Source organism: Vibrio penaeicida (genome assembly GCF_030689305.1).
Classification (GTDB): Bacteria; Pseudomonadota; Gammaproteobacteria; order Enterobacterales; family Vibrionaceae; genus Vibrio; species Vibrio penaeicida_B.
In genome coordinates, this window is sequence record NZ_JAUYVM010000034.1 from 1 (window position 1) to 20,177 (window position 20,177).

A 20,177-nucleotide genomic window follows, 5' to 3' on the forward strand; every position below is an offset into this window, starting at 1 on the left:
CGTGGGCGGCGAGCTCTGAGACATTGGTTTGGAACAAACCAGTCGCTACAAACGAAAAAAGCCACGTCTTTCGACATGGCTTTTGGAATCTTGGCTCCCTTTGACGGGACTCAACGTGGGCGGCGAGCTCTGAGACATTGGTTTGGAACAAACCAGTCGCTACAAACGAAAAAAGCCACGTCTTTCGACATAGCTTTTGGAGTTTTGGCTCCCTTTGACGGGACTCAACGTGGGCGGCGAGCTCTGAGACATTGGTTTGGTACAAACCAGTCGCTACAAACGAAAAAAGCCACGTCTTTCGACATGGCTTTTAGAATTTTGGCTCCCCCTGCGGGACTCGAACCTGCGACATACGGATTAACAGTCCGCCGTTCTACCAACTGAACTAAGGGGGAACAATTGTGTGGTGCGCATACTATCGACACAGCAATTTTCTGTCAACACTCAACGAGAAAGATTTGAGAAAAAAATCTTAAAAAAAATCTTTACAATCACATAACCCTTGCACGGCAAAGCCTAATCGAACTTATCCACCAAAATTGTGGATAACTGTGTTAATTGATTTTTGACAATTATTTTCTGGGCTATTTTAGAAAGAGTTTCTGAGCAATAAATTGACGATAAAGATACTCTAATTAATTGATTCTATGTGGTTTAAGTATTTTTAAAGCTTGGATCTGTGGATGTGAATAAAAATGCACTTAGATGACAGTATCGACATATCTAGCGAAATTTTGGGGAAAAGCCGTGGATGAAAAATGGTGTTTTATTGCGGGGTTTTTATACAGGGCTAAAAAAGATACCAGATAACGTTGTCAGTATCTAGCGGTAAATGTGCCGTAGATCGGACTTTTAGTCGTGCTATGTATTGCCTCTAGAGTTAAACCGAAAGACAATACCGTTAAACTTAGGTTAGGGAATAAAAATGAGCAAGACGTACGATCTCGTCTCCAAATATGTACCTTCTGGCGATCAACCTACTGCGATTAAAAAGCTTCTTGACGGGTTAGACTCTGGGCTAGCACATCAAACGCTTTTAGGTGTGACCGGATCGGGTAAAACATTTACGTTAGCGAATGTTATTGCTGAGTCTCAGCGACCAGCGATTCTTCTTGCTCCAAATAAAACGCTTGCCGCGCAATTGTATGGGGAGATGAAAGCCTTTTTCCCAAATAACGCGGTCGAATATTTTGTCTCTTACTACGACTATTATCAGCCAGAAGCTTATGTACCAACAACGGATACGTTTATAGAGAAAGATGCCTCTGTGAACGCGCATATTGAGCAAATGCGTTTGTCAGCTACGAAAGCTTTGCTGGAGAGAAACGACGCCATCATTGTTGCATCGGTTTCTGCCATCTATGGTTTGGGTGACCCAGACAGTTACCTAAAAATGATGCTCCACGTGACGAGAGGGGACGTGATAGGTCAGCGAGATATTCTAAGGCGCTTGGCTGAACTTCAATACTCTCGAAATGATGTCGCTTTCGAGCGCGGTCAATTTAGAGTACGCGGCGAAGTTATTGATGTATTCCCTGCAGAATCCGAGCAGGATGCGGTGCGCATCGAAATGTTTGATGATGAAGTAGACTGTATTAGTGTATTTGATCCGCTGACTGGCGTAGTTAAGCAACGAGATCTTCCAAGATTTACCATTTATCCGAAAACCCACTACGTTACGCCTCGTGAGAAAATCTTGGATGCTATTGAAGATATAAAAATCGAACTTGAGCAACGTAAAAAGCATCTGATGGAAAATAATAAACTTCTAGAAGAACAGCGAATTTCGCAACGTACTCAATTTGATATTGAAATGATGACCGAACTTGGGTTTTGCTCCGGTATTGAAAACTACTCTCGTTATTTAAGTGGTAGAAATGAGGGTGAGCCGCCGCCGACCTTATTTGACTATTTGCCTGCAGATGGTCTTTTGGTTATCGACGAATCTCACGTTACGGTTCCTCAAATTGGCGCTATGTATAAAGGCGACCGTTCGCGAAAAGAAACCTTAGTTGAATTTGGTTTCCGATTACCTTCCGCATTGGACAACCGTCCGATGAAATTTGAAGAATTCGAGTCTATCGCACCTCAAACTATTTTTGTGTCAGCGACGCCTGGAAATTACGAATTAGAAAAGTCGGCTGATGACATCGCCGATCAAGTAGTGCGCCCAACAGGGTTATTGGATCCCGAATTGGAAGTTAGACCCGTTGCTACGCAGGTGGATGATCTACTGTCCGAAATTCGAATCCGCAGTCAAAAAAGTGAACGCGTTCTGGTGACGACGTTGACTAAACGAATGGCGGAAGATTTAACGGAGTATCTGCACGAGCATGGCGTAAAAGTACGTTACCTGCATTCTGATATCGATACAGTCGAGCGAGTTGAGATTATCCGGGATCTCCGCTTAGGTGAATTTGACGTGCTTGTTGGGATTAACTTACTTCGAGAGGGGCTTGATATGCCCGAAGTGAGTTTGGTTGCAATATTGGATGCTGATAAAGAGGGCTTCCTTCGTTCGGAGCGTTCTTTGATTCAGACTATTGGTCGTGCAGCGCGTAACCTAAGTGGTAAGGCTATTCTCTATGGAGATAGGATTACTAAATCCATGAAAAAAGCGATGGATGAAACGAATCGTCGTCGTGAGAAGCAGGAAATGTACAATGAAGAGCAAGGCATTACGCCTCAAGCACTTCAGACTAACGTAAAAGACATTATGGAGCTTGGCGATATCGCCAAAGCCAAAGGGAAACGTCACAACAAACAAGTGCCTTTATCTAAGGTTGCAGAACCATCGAACAGCTATGAAGTACTTTCACCCCAGCAGTTAGAGAAAGAAATTTCGAAGTTAGAAGGTCAAATGTATCAGCATGCTCAAAACTTAGAGTTTGAGTTAGCGGCTGGAAAACGAGATGAAATAGAAAAGTTGAAAGCGCAATTTATAGCAAACAGCTAGGGTCTTTCGAGATGATTTTTGATCTGAATTTAAATCAAAAAAATAGCCAATAGAAATCGTTCTATTGGCTTCATTTTGTGAATACTTTGTTCACTAACAACGTCAGTTGGCTAGGTGACCCATTAGGGTCATACATAAAGTTGCACATAGCGTGCCATGTTAATTTCAACCTTTCTTTTACATTTTATTCTGTTTAGGCTATTATTTTTCGCAAAATGCGATTCATATTGCAATTAAATTATTAAAGTGCAACGGCTAGGTTATGCAAGACACAACAACTAATCCGAACCCTAAATATCTTCTCATGGTAGAAGATACAGCTTCGGTCGCAGCGTTATACCGATCCTATCTTAATCCACTTGGCTTGGATATTACTATTGTAGGAACGGGGATAGATGCGATAAAAAGTCTGGAAAATCGAACTCCAGATCTCATTTTACTCGACTTACGCCTACCTGACATGACAGGGATGGATGTCCTTTCGTCAGTAAAGTCCAATTACCCTGATGTCCCTGTCATTTTTATGACTGCGCATGGTTCAATTGATACCGCAGTTGAAGCGATGAGAAAGGGTGCTCAGGATTTCCTTATTAAGCCATGCGAAGCCGACAGGCTTCGTGTCACGGTTAATAATGCTCTTCGGAAAGCTGGGAAATTGCGTTCTCCAACCAGTGAGCCTGATAACAACTATCAACGCTTTATTGGCAGTAGCCAGACCATGCAGGCGGTTTATCGAACGATAGATTCCGCAGCCCCTAGTAAAGCTTCACTGTTCATAACTGGAGAAAGTGGTACCGGTAAAGAGGTGTGTGCGGAAGCCATACATGCTGCGAGTAAACGTGGTGATAGTCCTTTCATTGCTATCAATTGTGCTGCCATCCCTAAAGATCTCATAGAAAGTGAGCTTTTTGGTCATGTTAAAGGTGCCTTTACAGGTGCATCAACGGATAGGCAAGGTGCAGCCGAGTTAGCCGATGGTGGAACTCTATTCTTGGATGAATTGTGTGAGATGGACTTGGATCTTCAAACCAAGCTGCTTCGATTTATCCAAACGGGCACTTTTCAAAAAGTGGGCTCTTCCAAAATGAAAAGTGTGGATGTACGTTTCGTATGTGCAACTAACCGTGACCCATGGAAAGAAGTGCAAGAAGGGCGTTTCCGTGAGGATTTATATTACCGACTTTATGTGATTCCGTTGCATTTACCGCCGTTGAGAGATCGTGGGGAAGATGTAGTAGAAATTGCTTACTCACTGCTTGGGCATATGTCTCATGAAGAAGGGAAAGGTTTTGTGCGTTTTTCCCAACAAGTACTCGATAAATTTATTGACTACGAATGGCCTGGCAATGTTCGTCAGTTGCAGAACGTGCTGCGTAATGCTGTGGTACTTAACCATGGGAGTGAGATCACACTTAATATGCTACCGCCGCCCTTAAATTTGCCTTCGGTATCAGAATTGAAACAAGTGAATGCAACTGATTCAATTTCAACTAAACTCTCAATAGAAGAAATACGACCACTTTGGCTTACTGAAAAAAGTGCGATAGAGCAAGCAATTGAAGCCTGTGAAGGTAATATTCCAAAGGCAGCCGGTCACCTAGACGTCAGTCCGTCTACGTTATATCGCAAGCTGCAAACTTGGAAAGAGCAATAAAGAGAAACACAATAAGTTTAAGAGGGCAGAATGAAAGCAGTCGTCAATACAGACAAAATAGACGAGTTGAGTCGAGACATCGGAGCAGAGAATCTTCCCATGCTTTTTTCTATTTTTATTGGAGAGTTAGTCGATTACGCTGAGGCGCTAGCAAATGGTCCGTCCGAGCGAAGCGAAGCTGAGGAACAATTGAAGTCGATCAGCCATTCACTGAAAAGCAGCGCAGCAAGTTTTGGTGCTGAAAGGTTATGCGAATTTGCAACAAGGTTAGATGCTCGATACAAAACAGGTGAAGACATTAACACGTCAGAAAATAGGGAAACAATGATCACCTGCTTGCACCTAACTCGAGAAGAATTTCTCAAATTAACCCAATAGATTTTCTATTGCTTTCTGCAGTTTAGTTCTATCATGTCGCCATTGATGATTGGCTGAAGCTAAATCAATGGTGACTATTTCACGTACACCAGTGAACGCCTCATAATCGTCTTTTCCGAGTAATACGTCTATCTCACGACCATCACAAGCTCGTTGGCACCAAGTGAGTTTTTCTTGTAGCGTCATGCGTCCAGCAGGGCCATATTCTGGCGATAAGTTTTCGACAAACACGAGTTTAGCCGTTGAGTTTCTTGCTATCGCTTTACCCAACTCAGGAAGCAATAGTGGAGGCATAATACTTGTAAGAAAACTTCCAGGTCCCAATACAATACAGTTCGCTTCTTCAATGGCCTTTATCCCTTCCTTAGTTGCTTGAACTTGGGGCTCCAAGTATAAACGTTGCAAGTCATACTCTGTTTCATCGACACTGGTTTCACCTTGTACCCATTCACCCGAGACAGATAGCGCTGTTAGATCTGTGGGGTGCTCGGTCATTGGGACGATATTGACGTCAACTTTAAGCATATCTCTAATTAAATTAATTGCTTCTAGAGGTCGGATTGAAAGGTTATCTAAAGCGGTGAGCATTAAGTTACCAAGATTGTGGTCATTTAACTCGCCGACACCCTTGAAGCGGTATTCAAACATCATCGAACCGATAGAAGGTTCCGTTATTAGCTGATTAATACAATTTCGTGTATCACCCCAGGCGATCCCGCCTTGGCAATCACGAATTCGACCAGTAGAGCCACCGTTATCGGTTGTCGTAACAATACCTGTTGCGTTGTTACCGAAATCTTTCAACGCAGCCAACATTCTTCCGAGACCGTGTCCGCCGCCTATAGCGACCACTTTTTTGTTTTTATATAGCGTCATAGTCGTTCTTATATCGCATATTATTTTATTGATTAAAGTGTATACCCTCGATGAGGTATAAGAGAAATTCTGTGTTTATAGCTCGATACTTTGCCTACAGAATCGCTAAATTTCTACCAAATAAGCTGCACAAACCCGAGTTTTTGCAATTTTGACTGGTATCCCACACTAATATTAAGTATTTTATTAAGACGCTGCCACGTACTTTCGTGGCTGCCATAACTCCGAGCTTTCACTGCTAAGTTCGCAAATTAGCGAATAAGAGGTGTCAGCCAGTGGCAATTTGGTCACAAGGGTTTGTTTGGAAATGAACAAGCCTCCCGTGTTTGGAAAGGTGTTCCGTGGCGCAACAATTCGAAGATAAATTCAATCGCAAGTTTTACTACTTGCGCTTATCAGTTACTGATGTTTGTAACTTTAAATGCACATACTGTTTACCTGATGGATATCAACATCCTTCGGGGCAACGTAATTCATCTTTTTTAACTATCCCCGAAATCCGACGTGTGGTTCATGCATTTGCTAGTTGTGGAACGGATAAAGTCCGCATTACTGGTGGTGAACCGACTTTACGTAAGGATTTTACCGAAATCATTCATGAGATTGCTTCAACACAAGGTATTCGCAAGGTTGCCACTACAACCAACGGGTATCGTATGGAGAAACAGGTTGGCGAATGGAGAGAGGCAGGTCTTACCAACATAAATGTAAGCGTTGATAGCTTGGACTCAAGAATGTTCCATCAAATTACTGGTGAGAATAAATTCGCTCAAGTCATGGCTGGGATCGATAAAGCATTTGAAGTCGGCTTTGAGCAGGTAAAAGTGAATGCAGTCCTGCTCAAAAATTTGAACAGTAGTGAGTTACCCGCGTTTTTGCATTGGATCAAAGATAGACCGATTCAACTTCGGTTTATTGAGCTTATGCAAACAGGAGAGATGGATGAGTTGTTTAAACACCATCATCAATCTGGCGTAAGTATTCGCAATCATCTCATTGCTAATGGTTGGCTGCTCAAGCCGAAAGCGCTTAATGACGGTCCAGCTCAAGTCTTTATTCACCCTGACTACCAAGGGGAAATAGGGCTTATCATGCCGTATGAAAAAGATTTCTGCGAAAGCTGTAACCGATTAAGAGTATCGGCTAAAGGTAAGTTGCATTTGTGCTTGTTCGGTGAGCATGGTGTTGAGTTAAGAGATTTATTACAACACGATCATCAGGATATTGAGCTAATAAATCGCATTTCTGAGCAGTTACAAACTAAATCTGTTAGCCATTTTTTGCACGATGGAAACTCAGGTATGACACCACACCTCGCATCTATCGGCGGCTAAATAATTTAAACGCTGGTGGATTCCCGCCAGTAAACAATTTCAATCTATAACACGTAAGGTGAGCAAATGGGGCACGCTGAAAGTAAATTTGAACCTGCAAATATTGCTGTTTTAACGGTTTCTGATACCCGAACGGAAGAGAATGATACCTCTGGTGGCTATTTGGCTGAGCACTTGCAAGAAGCTGGTCATAATCTTGCCGATAAAAGCATCGTTATTGACGATATGTATCAAATCCGTGCTGTCGTCTCAAAGTGGATTGCTGACGATACGATTCAAGCGATAATGATTACTGGTGGTACAGGATTTACTTCTCGCGATAGTACCCCTGAAGCGCTTGTTCCATTATTCGATAAGCAAGTCGAAGGGTTTGGTGAACTGTTCCGTGCGGTTTCTTATGAAGAGATAGGTACGTCAACCATTCAATCCCGCGCTATTGCAGGGTTTGCTAATCACACGGTGATTTTCGCAATGCCTGGCTCGACTGGAGCATGCCGTACAGCATGGACAAAGATCATTAAGCAACAAATGGATGCCAGCCATCGTCCATGCAATTTTATGCCTCACCTCAGCAAATAAGAGGAGCATCATGAATCAATTTACCCATATTAATGCTTCTGGCGAGGCGAACATGGTTGATGTGTCTTCAAAAAATGACACGGTTCGAGAAGCCCGCGCAGAAGCCTTCGTCCACATGTCACCAGAAACACTTCAATTGATTGTTTCTGGCTCACATCATAAAGGTGACGTGTTTGCTACGGCACGTATTGCTGGTATTCAAGCAGCAAAGAAAACATGGGATCTGATTCCACTTTGTCACCCATTGCTCTTGTCTAAAGTTGAAGTTCAACTCGAAGCAATTGAATCGGAAAATAAAGTTAGGATTGAATCTGTTTGTAAACTGGCAGGAAAAACTGGTGTAGAGATGGAAGCGTTAACAGCGGCTTCCATTGCAGCTTTAACCATCTACGATATGTGTAAAGCGGTTCAAAAAGACATGGTTATCAGCCAAGTCAGGTTACTTGAAAAAACGGGTGGCAAGTCTGGTCATTTTAAGGTGGACTAATGATAAAAGTTCTATTTTTTGCTCAAACTCGTGAGTTAATTGGCGTAGATGAACTCGAACTTGACGCGACGTTTGAAACGGCTGAAGAACTGCGATCTCACCTTGAGAAAAAAGGTGATAAGTGGGCATTGGCACTGGAGGCCGGTAAGTTGCTTGTCGCTATTAATCAGACACTTTGTCCATTAGATTCACCTCTGAAACATGGTGATGAGGTCGCATTCTTTCCGCCTGTTACAGGAGGATAATGAATGGTAAATGTATCTGTTCAGATTAATGATTTCTCTCTTTCTGATGAATATGATCGACTGGCAACAGGCACTTCGGCGGGCGCTGTGGTTACGTTTGTTGGAAAAGTGAGAGATATGAATCTAGGGGATAATGTTGTTGGGCTATCTCTCGAACATTACCCAGGGATGACTGAAAAATCCCTACTCGATATCTGTGAGCAAGCCAAACAGCGTTGGAACATTGAAGCGATGACTGTTATTCACAGAGTAGGGGATCTCGATATTGGCGATCAAATTGTATTCGTTGGTGTTTCCAGTGCGCACCGTGGTGATGCGTTTGATGCTTGTGAGTTTGTGATGGATTTCCTTAAAACCAAAGCACCATTTTGGAAAAAGGAGCGCACTACGGATTCAGTTAGATGGGTTGAGTCTCGCGAGTCTGATGCATTAGCAGCAAACCGATGGGAACAAAAATAGTCCGCTGATTTGATATGGTTTGATAGGGGGTAATAGGTTAGCCAACTAACGTTAATTACTTGACGTTACAAAAGGTCTTTCTTTCTAAAAGTCAGCTTTCAAAAGTTTTCCCTTCAAAAACTCTGTTTCAAGAACGTTGTCTAAAAGAGTTCTGCAATCAAAAATAAGGAAACCGGTCAGTGGAGATTTCTCTGACCGGTTTCTTTTTTATTTTGAGCTTATGCAGAACATAAGCTCAATGTTTTTTTTACCTAGCTATTTGTTACTTAGCTACGGTACAAACAGTAGACCAGCTACCGTCAGAACCTGGTACAGAAGTGGTGTACCAGTTTGCTTTGTAGATAACACCGTTGTGAACCAATTGGTCACCTGTTTTAGCGTGGTTAGGGTTACCTGCCCAGTCTACTTGTGGCCAGTTAGGGTATACGTTGATACCTGTTACATCACAAGTTGGGTCTACAACGTTTTTCTTAACTAGAACTGCAGCTTGAGCGGAGCTTGACGCTTTGCCATCACTTACAGATACAGAGAAGTTCAATGTTGTATCTACATTGTAGCTAGCAGCAGTAAAGGTTACTTTTGAACCTTGAACTGTCGCATTTAGACCTGCTGGAACATCCCAAGTGTAAGTTAGAGTGTCATTGTCAGCATCCGTTGAAGCACTTGCGTCAACCACTACTGTAGCGCCAGCGCTTACTTGTGCTGGAGCCGAAACTGCTGCTACTGGAACATTGTTCACGCCTTTAGCACTTACAGTAACAGCGACACGGTCAGTTGCTACTGCGCCTTCGTTATCTGTTACCGTTACTTCAAACACGTAAGTTTGAGTAGCCGTTACAGCTGCGAAATCAACAGAAGCTACCGCAGCATTTGCACTAGTGATAGCGACCGCTGGACCCGATACTTGTGTCCAAGCGTAGCTTGCGATTGTACCATCAAGATCTTTAGAAGCACTTGCATCAAGCGTTACTTTTGCTGGACCTTCTACAGAAACATCAGCACCCGCTTTTGCAACAGGAGTGCGGTTACCTACGGTAGTTGCAAGACCTTCGTGCATAGCATTTAGGATGTCGCCGTTATCCGCATCGATTTCCCAAGAGAATAGACCTGCAAGACCTAGACTACGAACGTAAGCACCTTTCGCTTTTACAGAACGGTCATCATCAAATGTGATGAGTTTACCGTTTGAACGGTTCCATACGTAAGGAGCTTCAGCTAGTTCGTCATATCCGTACTCATAGCCATTTACACCTTGCTTGTTAGCGCCAAGCATGTGTGTCTTAATGCCTTTGTAGTCGATAACACCGTCTTGCCATACACCTTGAGCTTCTGTACCAGTTAATGCACCAGTACCAGTACCTGTCATTGGATCAGTAGGGTCTGTAAGCGTTGAAGGCATTACACCATCCCAACCACGACCGTACATCGCTGTACCAACAACCAGTTTGTTTGCAGGAACACCTTGAGCTAGAAGGATTTGAATTGCATTGTCAGTAGTGTATGCAGGACCTTTGTAAGGTACGCCATCAGCATCTGTACCAGTTCCATCACACTGACCAGGGCGCATGAACTTACCACAGTTAAGTGCTGTCTGATGACCTGGAGAATTGCTCCATGCACCGTAGAAGTCGTAAGTCATCGCAAAGATGTAGTCCATGTGTTGAACTGCTGCTGCGTAATCCACGTCTTCCAGTTTGTCGTAACCAACACCGATTGCAGAAGTTAGCTCGTAAGTACGACCTGTCTCTGCTTCTAGCGCGTTAAGCATAGTGCGCAATTCTTGCATCAGTGCAACGTACGCAGGGCCGTCATTAACAGGGTCACCTAGGTTGCCGTTTGGACCGCCACCACCTGGGAATTCCCAGTCGATATCAACGCCATCGTAGAACTTCCATGTTTTAAGGAATTTCTTAACAGACGCAACGAAGATATCTCGGTTTGCTTTCTCAGTGAATCCATGGAATGGGTCGGATAGTGTCCAGCCACCGATAGAAGGAACAATTTTTAGATCCGGGTTACGCTGTTTTAGCGCCATCAACATGGCGTAGTTTCCTTTAATAGGATCAGCGTATTGGTGACCAGCTTGGCTAAACCCTTTCATAAACGCTGCCCATGGGTCATGCACAACAACTTCGTAGTTGTTAACGCCAGTACATAGCGTTTGCAACATTCCATGGCCGCTAGGGTTGTCTTTCTTCAAGGAATCATTTGGACCACAAATTGGGATGAAGCCATAAAGAATATGTGTCAGGTTGTCGACTGGGATATTATCCACGGTGAAATCACGACCGTAGATTCCCCACTCAACAAAATAAGTACCCACAACAGTATTTGGATCGGTAGCGTACGTTTTGTTGTTAGGGTCCACGTTCATTGGAAGTGGTTTTAAGTGTGCACCGTCGGTATCAGCAACGACAATCTCGCTAGGTGCCGATTTTGAACAACCCGTTGCATCACATGCTGCAATCTCTAGAGAGTAACGACCGCCTTTACCATACTGGAAACTCGCTGTTGTCGTACTACCAGCTATTGGGCCAGAACTTACTTCTATGCCGTCAAAGAAGATTTTGTAGGTGTCTCCTGTTACACCAGACCATTGATTAAACTTAATGGTGATGTCTGCAAGATCCTTATAATTCACCATTTGGTGATACCCTTTTAAGGATTGCATTTCTAACTGAATTTTTGAAAATTGCAGGTTGTTAGAACCATCAAGATCAATAGTCGGAGCTGCTGGTGCAGCGATTACAGACCCTGATAGTGCTAATCCAACACCAATAGCGCATAAGCTTAGATGTCTCATTGTATTTCTCTCATTCCTTGTATAAATAACTGCCTCAAAAATGCAGAGGCGAAAGATTTGATGGTCATAATTGCAACCATCCGAATCAGTGTTTATGAGAGGCAAAGTTTTGACAAAGAAAAATAAAATGCTTTTGAATCGATATAAAAAAAGTAAAAATTAGTTTCTTATGCGTTACAAAAAAAGTGATTGTGCCTCGATTTTTTATAAAACCTGACATGCTTGTGTTGCACTTATGAATTTTTGCACTACTCCTGAAAACGGGAGTGACTATTGTCACGTTTACGTTGAAAGATTGTGGTGTTTTGTGGGGTGCCAATCGACTTGATTTGTATATAGTGTTAAGTTTTTGTTTAAATATAGTATAAGATTCTACAGTATTGCTCATTTTTAGAACAATTTGGTTTCTATGTTTGGCTTGGGCACTATCTAAATGTGTTTGAACCACTATTTTTAAAGTTATCAGAGTAATTGTCTGAAAAATGCCGTATTCCCAAAAATTAAACGGTTTTTTACTACATTTTTATGGCAAATTACTTCAATGATTGGTAGTGTGTTGCGCAATCTTCTTTAGGTTTAGAAAACGCTGTACGCTTTTTGCGCTAAATTTTTCTAAATGCCCTCCGTTCTGGCAACTAGAGAAGAAGTCATGGATGCAATCAAAAAAACTTGGAGTTTAATGCATGTATAAGAACAAAATCACTCAAGCACTTCTTCTAGGTGCTGGTATGGCAGTGGCTGCCTCTTCGTTCTCCTCTCTTGCTGCTGATGTTCCAGCAGGCACAAAATTAGCGAAGGTTCAGGAACTGGTTCGTGGTAACGGTACTGAAGTAGCAACTATCGACCCACACAAATCACAAGGTGTTCCAGAGTCTCACGTTATTCGTGACCTATTGGAAGGTCTTGTAAACCAAGATGCTGATGGCAATACTATTCCTGGTGTAGCAACACACTGGGAAACTGCTGATAACAAAACTTTTGTTTTCCACCTACGTAAAGATGCTAAATGGTCAAATGGCGATCCTGTGACAGCGCAAGATTTCGTTTACAGTTGGCAGCGTTCTGTCGATCCAGCTACAGCTTCACCATATGCTTGGTACATGGAATACACCAAGATGGTTAACGCTGCAGACATCGTTGCAGGGAAAAAAGACAAAAGTACATTGGGTGTTAAAGCGCTAGATGATCATACTCTAGAGGTTCAACTGGAAACTGCAGTTCCTTACTTTGTCATGATGACTGGTCATACTACAACTAAGGCTGTTCACAAAGGCACTATCGAAAAACATGGTGATCAGTGGACAAAACCTGCAAACTTCGTTGGTAACGGTGCATTTGTTGTAGACAAATGGGTTCTTAATGAGCGTATGGTTCTTAAGCGTAACCCAAGCTACTGGGACAACGAGAAAACCGTTCTTGATCAAGTGACGTTCCTTCCTATTGAAAACCAAGTAGCGGAAATGAACCGTTTCCTATCTGGTGAATTGGACTTCACTTCTTCTGCTCTTCCTGTTGAGCACTTTAAGCGTCTTAAGAAAGAGTACCCAGAGTCTGTTTCTGTAGAAGGCAGCTTGTGTACTTACTACTACTCGTTCAACACGAAGAAGAAGCCGTTTGATGATGTGCGTGTTCGTAAAGCGATTTCTTACGCTATCGACCGTAACATCGTAACCGATGCTATTTTGGCTCAAGGTCAAAAGCCTGCTTACTTCCTAACTCCTGAAATCACAGCTGGTTTCAACCCTGAGTTACCTGAGTTCGCAAAAATGTCTCAGAAAGAGCGTAATGCAGAAGCAGCACGTCTTCTTGAAGAAGCTGGTTTCGGTAAAGGCAACCCACTTAAGTTCACTCTTCTTTACAACACTAACGAAAACCACAAGAAAATTGCGGTAGCGTTAGGTTCAATGTGGAAGAAAACGTTAGGTCTAAACGTAACACTTGAAAACCAAGAGTGGAAAACTTACCTATCTACTAAAGATCAGGGTGACTTCGAAGTATCACGCGCAGGTTGGTGTGGTGACTACAACGAAGCTTCGTCATTCCTAACTCTAATGGTTAGTAAGAACACGACTGCTGGTCAGCACTGGGGTAATAAAGAATATGATGCTTTGATCGACAAAGCACTTAAGTCTACTTCAGACGCTGAGCGTACAGCTCTTTACGTGCAAGCAGAAGATCTGATTGCTAAAGAGATGCCAATCGCTCCAATTTACCAATATGTACGTGCACGTTTGCTAAACCCTCACGTTGGTGGTTTCCCATCAAACAACGCAGAAGAGAAGATCTACTCTAAAGATCTCTACATCAAAGCGAAGTAATCACCTCCGCTGATAAAATTATAAATAACACGGACACTGCATGTGAGAGTCACATGCAGCGTCTTTTCTATTATTCATTGTCACAGACTGAAAGAGTGAGTTTATGCTTAAATTCATTATGAAACGGATATTCGAAGCGATTCCAACGATGTTGGTGTTGATTACTGTATCCTTCTTTCTAATGCGCTTTGCGCCAGGGAACCCGTTTTCAAGCGAGAAACCATTACCACCAGAAGTAATGGCGAATATTGAAGCGAAATATGGTTTGGATAAACCAGTACTTGAACAATACACCACGTACTTAACTAACGTTGTACAAGGTGATTTTGGTCCTTCATTCAAATACCTAGATTATTCGGTTAATGAGCTGATTTACGGTGCATTACCTGTATCTGCTAAAGTCGGTTTTATCGCCTTTATCTTTACCGTCATAATGGGGGTATCCGTCGGCACGATAGCAGCACTCAAACAGAATACTTGGGTGGACTACACCATAATGTCGACGGCAATGCTCGGTGTTGTAATGCCATCCTTTGTGCTCGCTCCAGCGCTCATCTATCTATTCTCCCTGCATTGGAACCTTTTCCCCGCTGGTGGTTGGCATGATGGCAGCTTAAAATACTTGGTTCTTCCTGTTATAGGTATGTCACTCCTCTATGTTGCTACATTCGCTCGTATCACGCGAGGTAGCATGATCGAAACGTTGAACAGTAACTTTATCCGCACAGCTCGTGCGAAAGGTTTGAGCTATCGCTACATTGTTGTTAAACACGCTTTGCGTCCAGCTCTCCTCCCAGTTGTGTCTTACATGGGACCTGCTTTCGTAGGTATCATCACAGGTTCCGTTGTAATCGAAACTATTTTTGGTCTACCAGGCATTGGTAAACTCTTCGTAAACGCAGCATTCAACCGCGACTACTCGCTAGTAATGGGTGTAACCATCTTAATTGGTTTCTTATTCATTCTATTCAACGCAATTGTTGATATTTTGCTAGCTATGATTGACCCGAAAATTCGCTACTAAAGGGACCGGATTGATATGTTGACTAAAAAAGAAAATCTTGATGCGATTGAAAAGTTCTCTAAGGACTTAGAAGTAGAAGGTCGCAGCTTATGGCAAGACGCCAGAATCCGTTTTATGCGCAATAAAGCGGCGATGGTGAGCTTAGCTATCTTATTTGTAATGACAATGGCTGTAGTATTTCTGCCAATGTTTGCACCTTTTGCATACGACGATACCGATTGGTATGCGATGCACGTTGGTCCAAATGCGGAACACTGGTTTGGTACAGATAGCCTAGGTCGCGATATATATGTACGTACGCTGATTGGTGGTCGAATCTCACTAATGGTAGGTGTACTAGGTGCATTGGTTGCCGTGACTATTGGTACACTTTACGGTGCAGCTTCAGGTTTCATCGGTGGTAAAACCGACCGTATCATGATGCGGATCCTAGAAATCCTGTACGCAGTACCATTTATGTTCTTGGTAATCGTATTGGTTACCTTCTTCGGTCGTAACATTGTACTTATCTTCGTTGCGATTGGTGCAATTGCATGGCTAGACATGGCACGTATTGTACGTGGTCAAACTCTTAGCCTTCGAAGCAAAGAATTTATCGAAGCGGCACATGTTTGTGGTGTAAGTAATTGGAAGATCATTACTCGTCATATTGTGCCTAACGTACTGGGTATTGTAGCGGTTTATTCAACCCTTCTTATCCCTAGTATGATCTTAACCGAATCTTTCCTATCGTTCCTAGGTCTTGGTGTACAAGAGCCGATGACGAGCTGGGGCGCTTTGCTTCAGGAAGGTTCACAAACGATGGAAGTAGCTATTTGGCAGCTAGCGTTCCCAGCCGCATTTATGGTTGTGACTCTATTCTGCTTTAACTATGTCGGTGACGGCCTGCGTGACGCACTGGATCCAAAAGATAGATAAAAAAATAATTATCGGATCCTTTTAGAGCAATTAAAAATTACACAGGAAAGCAATGATGAGCTTGTTAGATGTTAAAGATCTGCGAGTCGAATTTACCACGCAAGATGGTATCGTCACCGCAGTCAATGATCTGAATTTTTCTCTGAGCCAAGGGGAAACCCTTGGTATCGTAGGCGAATCTGGCTCGGGTAAATCCCAAACTGTATTCGCCATCATGGGGCTTCTTGCTAAAAACGGCATTATCTCTGGTAGTGCAAAGTTTGAAGGTCGCGAAATTCTGAACCTGCCTGAAAGCGAGCTTAATCGCGTTCGAGCAGAACAGATAGCGATGATCTTTCAAGACCCTATGACTTCACTCAACCCATACATGAAAGTCAGCGATCAGCTGATGGAAGTGTTGATGCTGCACAAGGGCATGGGAAAATCGGAAGCATTCGAAGAGTCTGTTCGTATGTTAGATGCCGTTAAAATACCTGAAGCTCGTAAGCGTATCACCATGTACCCACATGAGTTTTCGGGCGGTATGCGACAGCGCGTTATGATTGCAATGGCGCTATTGTGTCGTCCGAAACTGTTGATTGCAGATGAACCTACTACAGCATTAGATGTAACGGTTCAGGCTCAAATCATGGACCTCTTGAATGAGCTTAAGAGCGAGTTCAACACCGCTATCATTATGATTACTCATGATTTGGGCGTAGTAGCAGGTTCGTGCGACAAAGTTCTTGTCATGTATGCGGGTCGTACCATGGAGTACGGTTCAGTCAATGAAATCTTTTACAATCCTAGCCATCCTTATGCTGAAGGATTGTTAAAAGCCATTCCGCGCTTGGATACCGAAGGCGAAATTTTGCCAACGATTCCAGGAAACCCACCTAACTTGCTTCGTTTGCCTCCAGGCTGCCCTTACCAAGAGCGCTGTCATCGAGTGACAGATAAGTGTATGACTGATGCACCTGAGCTGGTTAACTTTGGTGATGGACGTCAAAGAGCATGTTTTTCTGATTGGGAGGCTTGGAAGCGATGAGTGATGAAAAAAAGTTATTGCTTGATGTTAAAGATTTAAAAGTACACTTTAGCATTGCCCCCAAGTCTGCATGGCCTTGGTCTAAGCCCACACCTCTTAAAGCCGTTGATGGCGTAAACATTCGCCTTTACGAAGGTGAAACGCTCGGTGTGGTAGGGGAGTCTGGATGTGGTAAATCTACCTTTGCTCGTGCCGTGATCGGATTAGTCGAAGCGACAGAGGGTGAGGTGGTATGGTTAGGGCAAGACTTAACCAAAATGCAAAACGTTCAGCGACGTAATACGCGTAAAGAAATCCAAATGATATTCCAAGATCCTTTGGCTTCACTGAACCCGCGTATGACAATCGGAGACATCATTGCTGAGCCACTGGAGACATTTTATCCAGAGCTATCAGCGAATGAAGTCAAAGAACGTGTTCGCGAAATGATGACGAAAGTGGGTCTGCTACCGAATGTAATCAACCGCTACCCACACGAATTTTCTGGCGGTCAGTGTCAGCGTATCGGTATTGCACGTGCACTAATTCTTCGCCCTAGAATGATCATTTGTGATGAACCTGTATCAGCACTTGATGTTTCCATTCAGGCACAGGTTGTTAACTTGTTGAAAGAGCTTCAAAAAGAGCTTGGGCTAAGTTTGGTTTTCATTGCCCACGACCTTTCTGTTGTTAAGCATATCTCCGACCGTGTTTTGGTTATGTACTTGGGTAATGCCGTTGAGCTTGGTGAATCTAAAGCGTTGTTTGCTGAACCAAAGCATCCATATACGCGTGCACTGATGTCTGCGGTACCTATCCCTGATCCAGAACTCGAACGTAAGAAGAAGATAGATATGCTTGAGGGCGATCTTCCTTCTCCAATGAACCCACCTTCAGGTTGTGTCTTCCGTACGCGTTGCCCTGAAGCGACGGAAGCGTGTTCGCAGAAAAAGCCAGAAATTACGGGAGACGACGTACATGCCGTTTCTTGTTTTATGGTTAACTAAATTCAGCCTGTGACAGGCTTAAGCGCGGTGCCTTTGTGGACCGCGCTTTTTTTGTGCAAAACATCTTAGCCTTCTTTTTATCCAACTCTTCCTCTTGTTACCGCCTAAATTTATACGATATTTCAATCCCAAAGCTTGAATTCCACATTCAAAAACTACGTATCATTTGTTGCATTAACATTTAAATGTAAACGGAATGTAAATAAAATGTTTTACAAAAGTTTATTTGAGAGTAAGAATGTACTATTAGTTAAGCATGAATACGCTTTATTCAGTGCGCTGGAGGCTCATATGAAAAGACTGTATTACATCACTAAAGATTTAGACGATGCAGAAGAAATCTCTGATGAAGTACACGCAAATGGAATTGATGATCACCATTTCTATGTATTAAGTCGGGATGACAATGGGATTAACACTCATCACTTGCATGGTGGAGCATCCCTTGAAAGCGCTCATATCATTTCAGGAACACAAAAGGCCTTGATAGCCGGAGCGGTTGCCGCTGGCGTCCTTATCCTTTTTCTAACGTTCTTCACTAACTTGTTTGCTTCTTCCAGTTTTGTTCCGTTTGCTTTGATTTGCATTATCGCCATTACAACAACTGTTATCGTGAAAATGACTGGTGGTTCGTTCGACAATTACTTTATGAGTTTGTTTAATCAACACCTTGATGATGGCGACGTGGTTATTGTTATCGATGTTGAGCGCGATCAAGCACACCGAGTTGAAGAAATTTTGAATCGCCACCCTAAAGCAGAGTTCATTGCCGATTGCTCGAGTATTGGCTCTCCAATCCCTGATTAAATGTATCAGCAGTCAACAAAATATCTAAGGGCTGACTTTTTTCGGCCCTTATTTGTAGTCCCTATTTTTGAAGTTGTACGGCTGCTTATTCAAATATTTCGATGAAGTTGAACGGTACACAGTGGTCGTTTCTACATCAGGCATACGTAAACTAAACCCCTAATCAACCAGACCCTAAAGTTTTTGATAAATGACTTTTGTGTCGAGTTGACTATGTTCAAAAAAAGAAAACCGTCAGAGAAGGACAAAAACATGGGTAAGTTAGTTGAAGGCGTTTGGCATGATGTTTGGTATGACACAAAAGCAAGTAATGGAAAATTTGTTCGAGAAGACGCGGGTTTTCGCCATTGGATCGAAGATAAACCAAATGCCGAATTTCAGCCCGAGTCGGGACGGTATCACCTATACGTCTCGTTAGCTTGTCCTTGGGCGCATCGAACGTTAGTTTTTCGAAAGCTTAAAGGGTTAGAAGAACACATCTCGGTATCCGTAGTGAGTGCTGACATGCTTTCTGAAGGTTGGCAGTTTGATCAGCCAGAAGAGCTATTCGGTTTTACTCGAATGCATCAAGTGTACACGCAAGCTAAAACTGACTACACGGGAAGGGTAACTGTTCCTGTTCTTTGGGATAAGAAAACCAAAACCATTGTTAGCAATGAATCTTCTGAAATCATCAGGATGTTCAATAGCGAATTTAATACCCTGACAGGCAATAATCACGACTACTGCCCTGAATCACTTCGTAAAGAAATAGAGAAGTGGAACGAATTTGTTTATCCAAACATCAACAATGGTGTTTATCGCTGTGGCTTTGCAACAACGCAAGAAGCTTATGAAGAAGCGTATGATCAGCTATTTGATGCATTGGATACTGTTGAAGAGCAGTTAGCCTCTCAACGTTATTTAGCGGGCTCTCAGATTACAGAAGCCGACTGGCGCTTGTTTACCACATTGGTTCGTTTCGATGCGGTATACGTAGGGCATTTCAAATGTAATAAGAAACGCATCGCGGATTACCCAAATATTCATGGCTATTTGAAAGAGCTGTATCAGGTTGAAGGCGTTGAAGAAACGACCAATTTTGAACACATAAAAAGGCATTATTACTTCAGTCATACAGGGATTAACCCAACTCAGGTGGTGCCAAAAGGGCCTGCGTTGGATCTGGATAGCCCTCACGGAAGGGATTAGAGAAATACTCAAGATTCAGGTAATAAAAAACCAGCTCAATGAGCTGGTTTTTTATTTTATATGGTGGAGGGGGACGGATTCGAACCATCGAAGGCAGTGCCGGCAGATTTACAGTCTGCTCCCTTTGGCCACTCG

Annotated in this window: 17 protein-coding genes, 1 tRNA gene and 1 riboswitch; of the genes, 15 read left to right on the forward strand and 3 right to left on the reverse strand. The window is 42.9% G+C overall.

Going from position 1 to position 20,177, the window contains the following annotated elements:
- Window positions 1-319: 319 nt before the first annotated feature.
- A tRNA-Asn gene (locus Q8W40_RS27350) sits at window positions 320-395 on the reverse strand.
- A 530-nt stretch (window positions 396-925) separates the two neighbouring features.
- Between Q8W40_RS27350 and uvrB the strand changes: the two genes are divergently transcribed.
- From uvrB to Q8W40_RS27365, 3 genes are all read left to right on the forward strand, one after another.
- On the forward strand, window positions 926-2,956 hold the full coding sequence (gene uvrB, locus Q8W40_RS27355) for an excinuclease ABC subunit UvrB (RefSeq protein WP_305402023.1): 2,031 nt from the start codon (window positions 926-928) through the stop codon (window positions 2,954-2,956).
- Between the two features lie 262 nt (window positions 2,957-3,218).
- Window positions 3,219-4,610 (forward strand): quorum-sensing sigma-54 dependent transcriptional regulator LuxO, encoded by a 1,392-nt coding sequence (luxO, locus tag Q8W40_RS27360; protein WP_305402024.1) that lies wholly within the window; start codon window positions 3,219-3,221, stop codon window positions 4,608-4,610.
- Between the two features lie 30 nt (window positions 4,611-4,640).
- The gene (locus tag Q8W40_RS27365; protein WP_305402025.1) at window positions 4,641-4,988 is read left to right on the forward strand and encodes an Hpt domain-containing protein; all 348 of its coding nucleotides are present in this window, start codon (window positions 4,641-4,643) and stop codon (window positions 4,986-4,988) included.
- On the opposite strand, the gene yvcK is transcribed toward Q8W40_RS27365, so the two are convergent.
- Window positions 4,977-5,864, reverse strand: a complete 888-nt coding sequence (gene yvcK / locus Q8W40_RS27370) for a uridine diphosphate-N-acetylglucosamine-binding protein YvcK (protein ID WP_305402026.1) — start codon at window positions 5,862-5,864, stop codon at window positions 4,977-4,979. The genes Q8W40_RS27365 and yvcK overlap by 12 nt on opposite strands.
- A 210-nt stretch (window positions 5,865-6,074) precedes the next feature.
- Window positions 6,075-6,218, forward strand: a riboswitch (molybdenum cofactor riboswitch).
- Here yvcK and moaA point away from each other — a divergent pair.
- The 5 genes from moaA to moaE all read left to right on the forward strand — a co-directional run bounded on the left by moaA (window position 6,206) and on the right by moaE (window position 8,968).
- Entirely contained in the window at window positions 6,206-7,198 is a 993-nt protein-coding gene (gene moaA, locus Q8W40_RS27375; RefSeq protein WP_305402027.1) for a GTP 3',8-cyclase MoaA, read from the forward strand. Its footprint overlaps the riboswitch before it by 13 nt.
- A gap of 66 nt (window positions 7,199-7,264) precedes the next feature.
- Window positions 7,265-7,777: a molybdenum cofactor biosynthesis protein B gene (moaB, locus tag Q8W40_RS27380; protein WP_101111493.1), complete on the forward strand. Its 513-nt coding sequence runs from the start codon at window positions 7,265-7,267 to the stop codon at window positions 7,775-7,777.
- Between the two features lie 10 nt (window positions 7,778-7,787).
- On the forward strand, window positions 7,788-8,264 hold the full coding sequence (moaC, locus tag Q8W40_RS27385) for a cyclic pyranopterin monophosphate synthase MoaC (RefSeq protein WP_101111494.1): 477 nt from the start codon (window positions 7,788-7,790) through the stop codon (window positions 8,262-8,264).
- Window positions 8,264-8,509, forward strand: coding sequence for a molybdopterin synthase sulfur carrier subunit (moaD, locus tag Q8W40_RS27390; RefSeq protein ID WP_305402028.1), 246 nt, complete (start codon window positions 8,264-8,266; stop codon window positions 8,507-8,509). Before moaC ends, moaD begins: the two co-directional genes overlap by 1 nt.
- Before the next feature lie 3 nt (window positions 8,510-8,512).
- On the forward strand, window positions 8,513-8,968 hold the full coding sequence (moaE, locus tag Q8W40_RS27395) for a molybdopterin synthase catalytic subunit MoaE (RefSeq protein ID WP_305402029.1): 456 nt from the start codon (window positions 8,513-8,515) through the stop codon (window positions 8,966-8,968).
- A gap of 262 nt (window positions 8,969-9,230) precedes the next feature.
- On the opposite strand, the gene Q8W40_RS27400 is transcribed toward moaE, so the two are convergent.
- Window positions 9,231-11,771: a glycosyl hydrolase family 18 protein gene (locus Q8W40_RS27400; RefSeq protein ID WP_370693441.1), complete on the reverse strand. Its 2,541-nt coding sequence runs from the start codon at window positions 11,769-11,771 to the stop codon at window positions 9,231-9,233.
- A 683-nt stretch (window positions 11,772-12,454) separates the two neighbouring features.
- Here Q8W40_RS27400 and Q8W40_RS27410 point away from each other — a divergent pair.
- The 7 genes from Q8W40_RS27410 to Q8W40_RS27440 all read left to right on the forward strand — a co-directional run bounded on the left by Q8W40_RS27410 (window position 12,455) and on the right by Q8W40_RS27440 (window position 20,042).
- Window positions 12,455-14,089, forward strand: a complete 1,635-nt coding sequence (locus tag Q8W40_RS27410) for an ABC transporter substrate-binding protein (RefSeq protein WP_305402030.1) — start codon at window positions 12,455-12,457, stop codon at window positions 14,087-14,089.
- A gap of 103 nt (window positions 14,090-14,192) precedes the next feature.
- Complete coding sequence (gene oppB / locus Q8W40_RS27415) at window positions 14,193-15,113, forward strand: oligopeptide ABC transporter permease OppB (RefSeq protein ID WP_104403273.1); 921 nt, start codon at window positions 14,193-14,195, stop codon at window positions 15,111-15,113.
- A 15-nt stretch (window positions 15,114-15,128) separates the two neighbouring features.
- On the forward strand, window positions 15,129-16,031 hold the full coding sequence (gene oppC / locus Q8W40_RS27420) for an oligopeptide ABC transporter permease OppC (protein ID WP_104403272.1): 903 nt from the start codon (window positions 15,129-15,131) through the stop codon (window positions 16,029-16,031).
- 55 nt (window positions 16,032-16,086) lie between these two features.
- Complete coding sequence (locus tag Q8W40_RS27425) at window positions 16,087-17,058, forward strand: ABC transporter ATP-binding protein (RefSeq protein ID WP_305402035.1); 972 nt, start codon at window positions 16,087-16,089, stop codon at window positions 17,056-17,058.
- Window positions 17,055-18,044: a murein tripeptide/oligopeptide ABC transporter ATP binding protein OppF gene (oppF, locus tag Q8W40_RS27430; protein WP_305402031.1), complete on the forward strand. Its 990-nt coding sequence runs from the start codon at window positions 17,055-17,057 to the stop codon at window positions 18,042-18,044. Before Q8W40_RS27425 ends, oppF begins: the two co-directional genes overlap by 4 nt.
- Before the next feature lie 291 nt (window positions 18,045-18,335).
- Window positions 18,336-18,851 (forward strand): hypothetical protein, encoded by a 516-nt coding sequence (locus Q8W40_RS27435; protein ID WP_305402032.1) that lies wholly within the window; start codon window positions 18,336-18,338, stop codon window positions 18,849-18,851.
- A 252-nt stretch (window positions 18,852-19,103) separates the two neighbouring features.
- On the forward strand, window positions 19,104-20,042 hold the full coding sequence (locus Q8W40_RS27440; RefSeq protein ID WP_305402033.1) for a glutathione S-transferase family protein: 939 nt from the start codon (window positions 19,104-19,106) through the stop codon (window positions 20,040-20,042).
- Window positions 20,043-20,177: the final 135 nt, after the last annotated feature.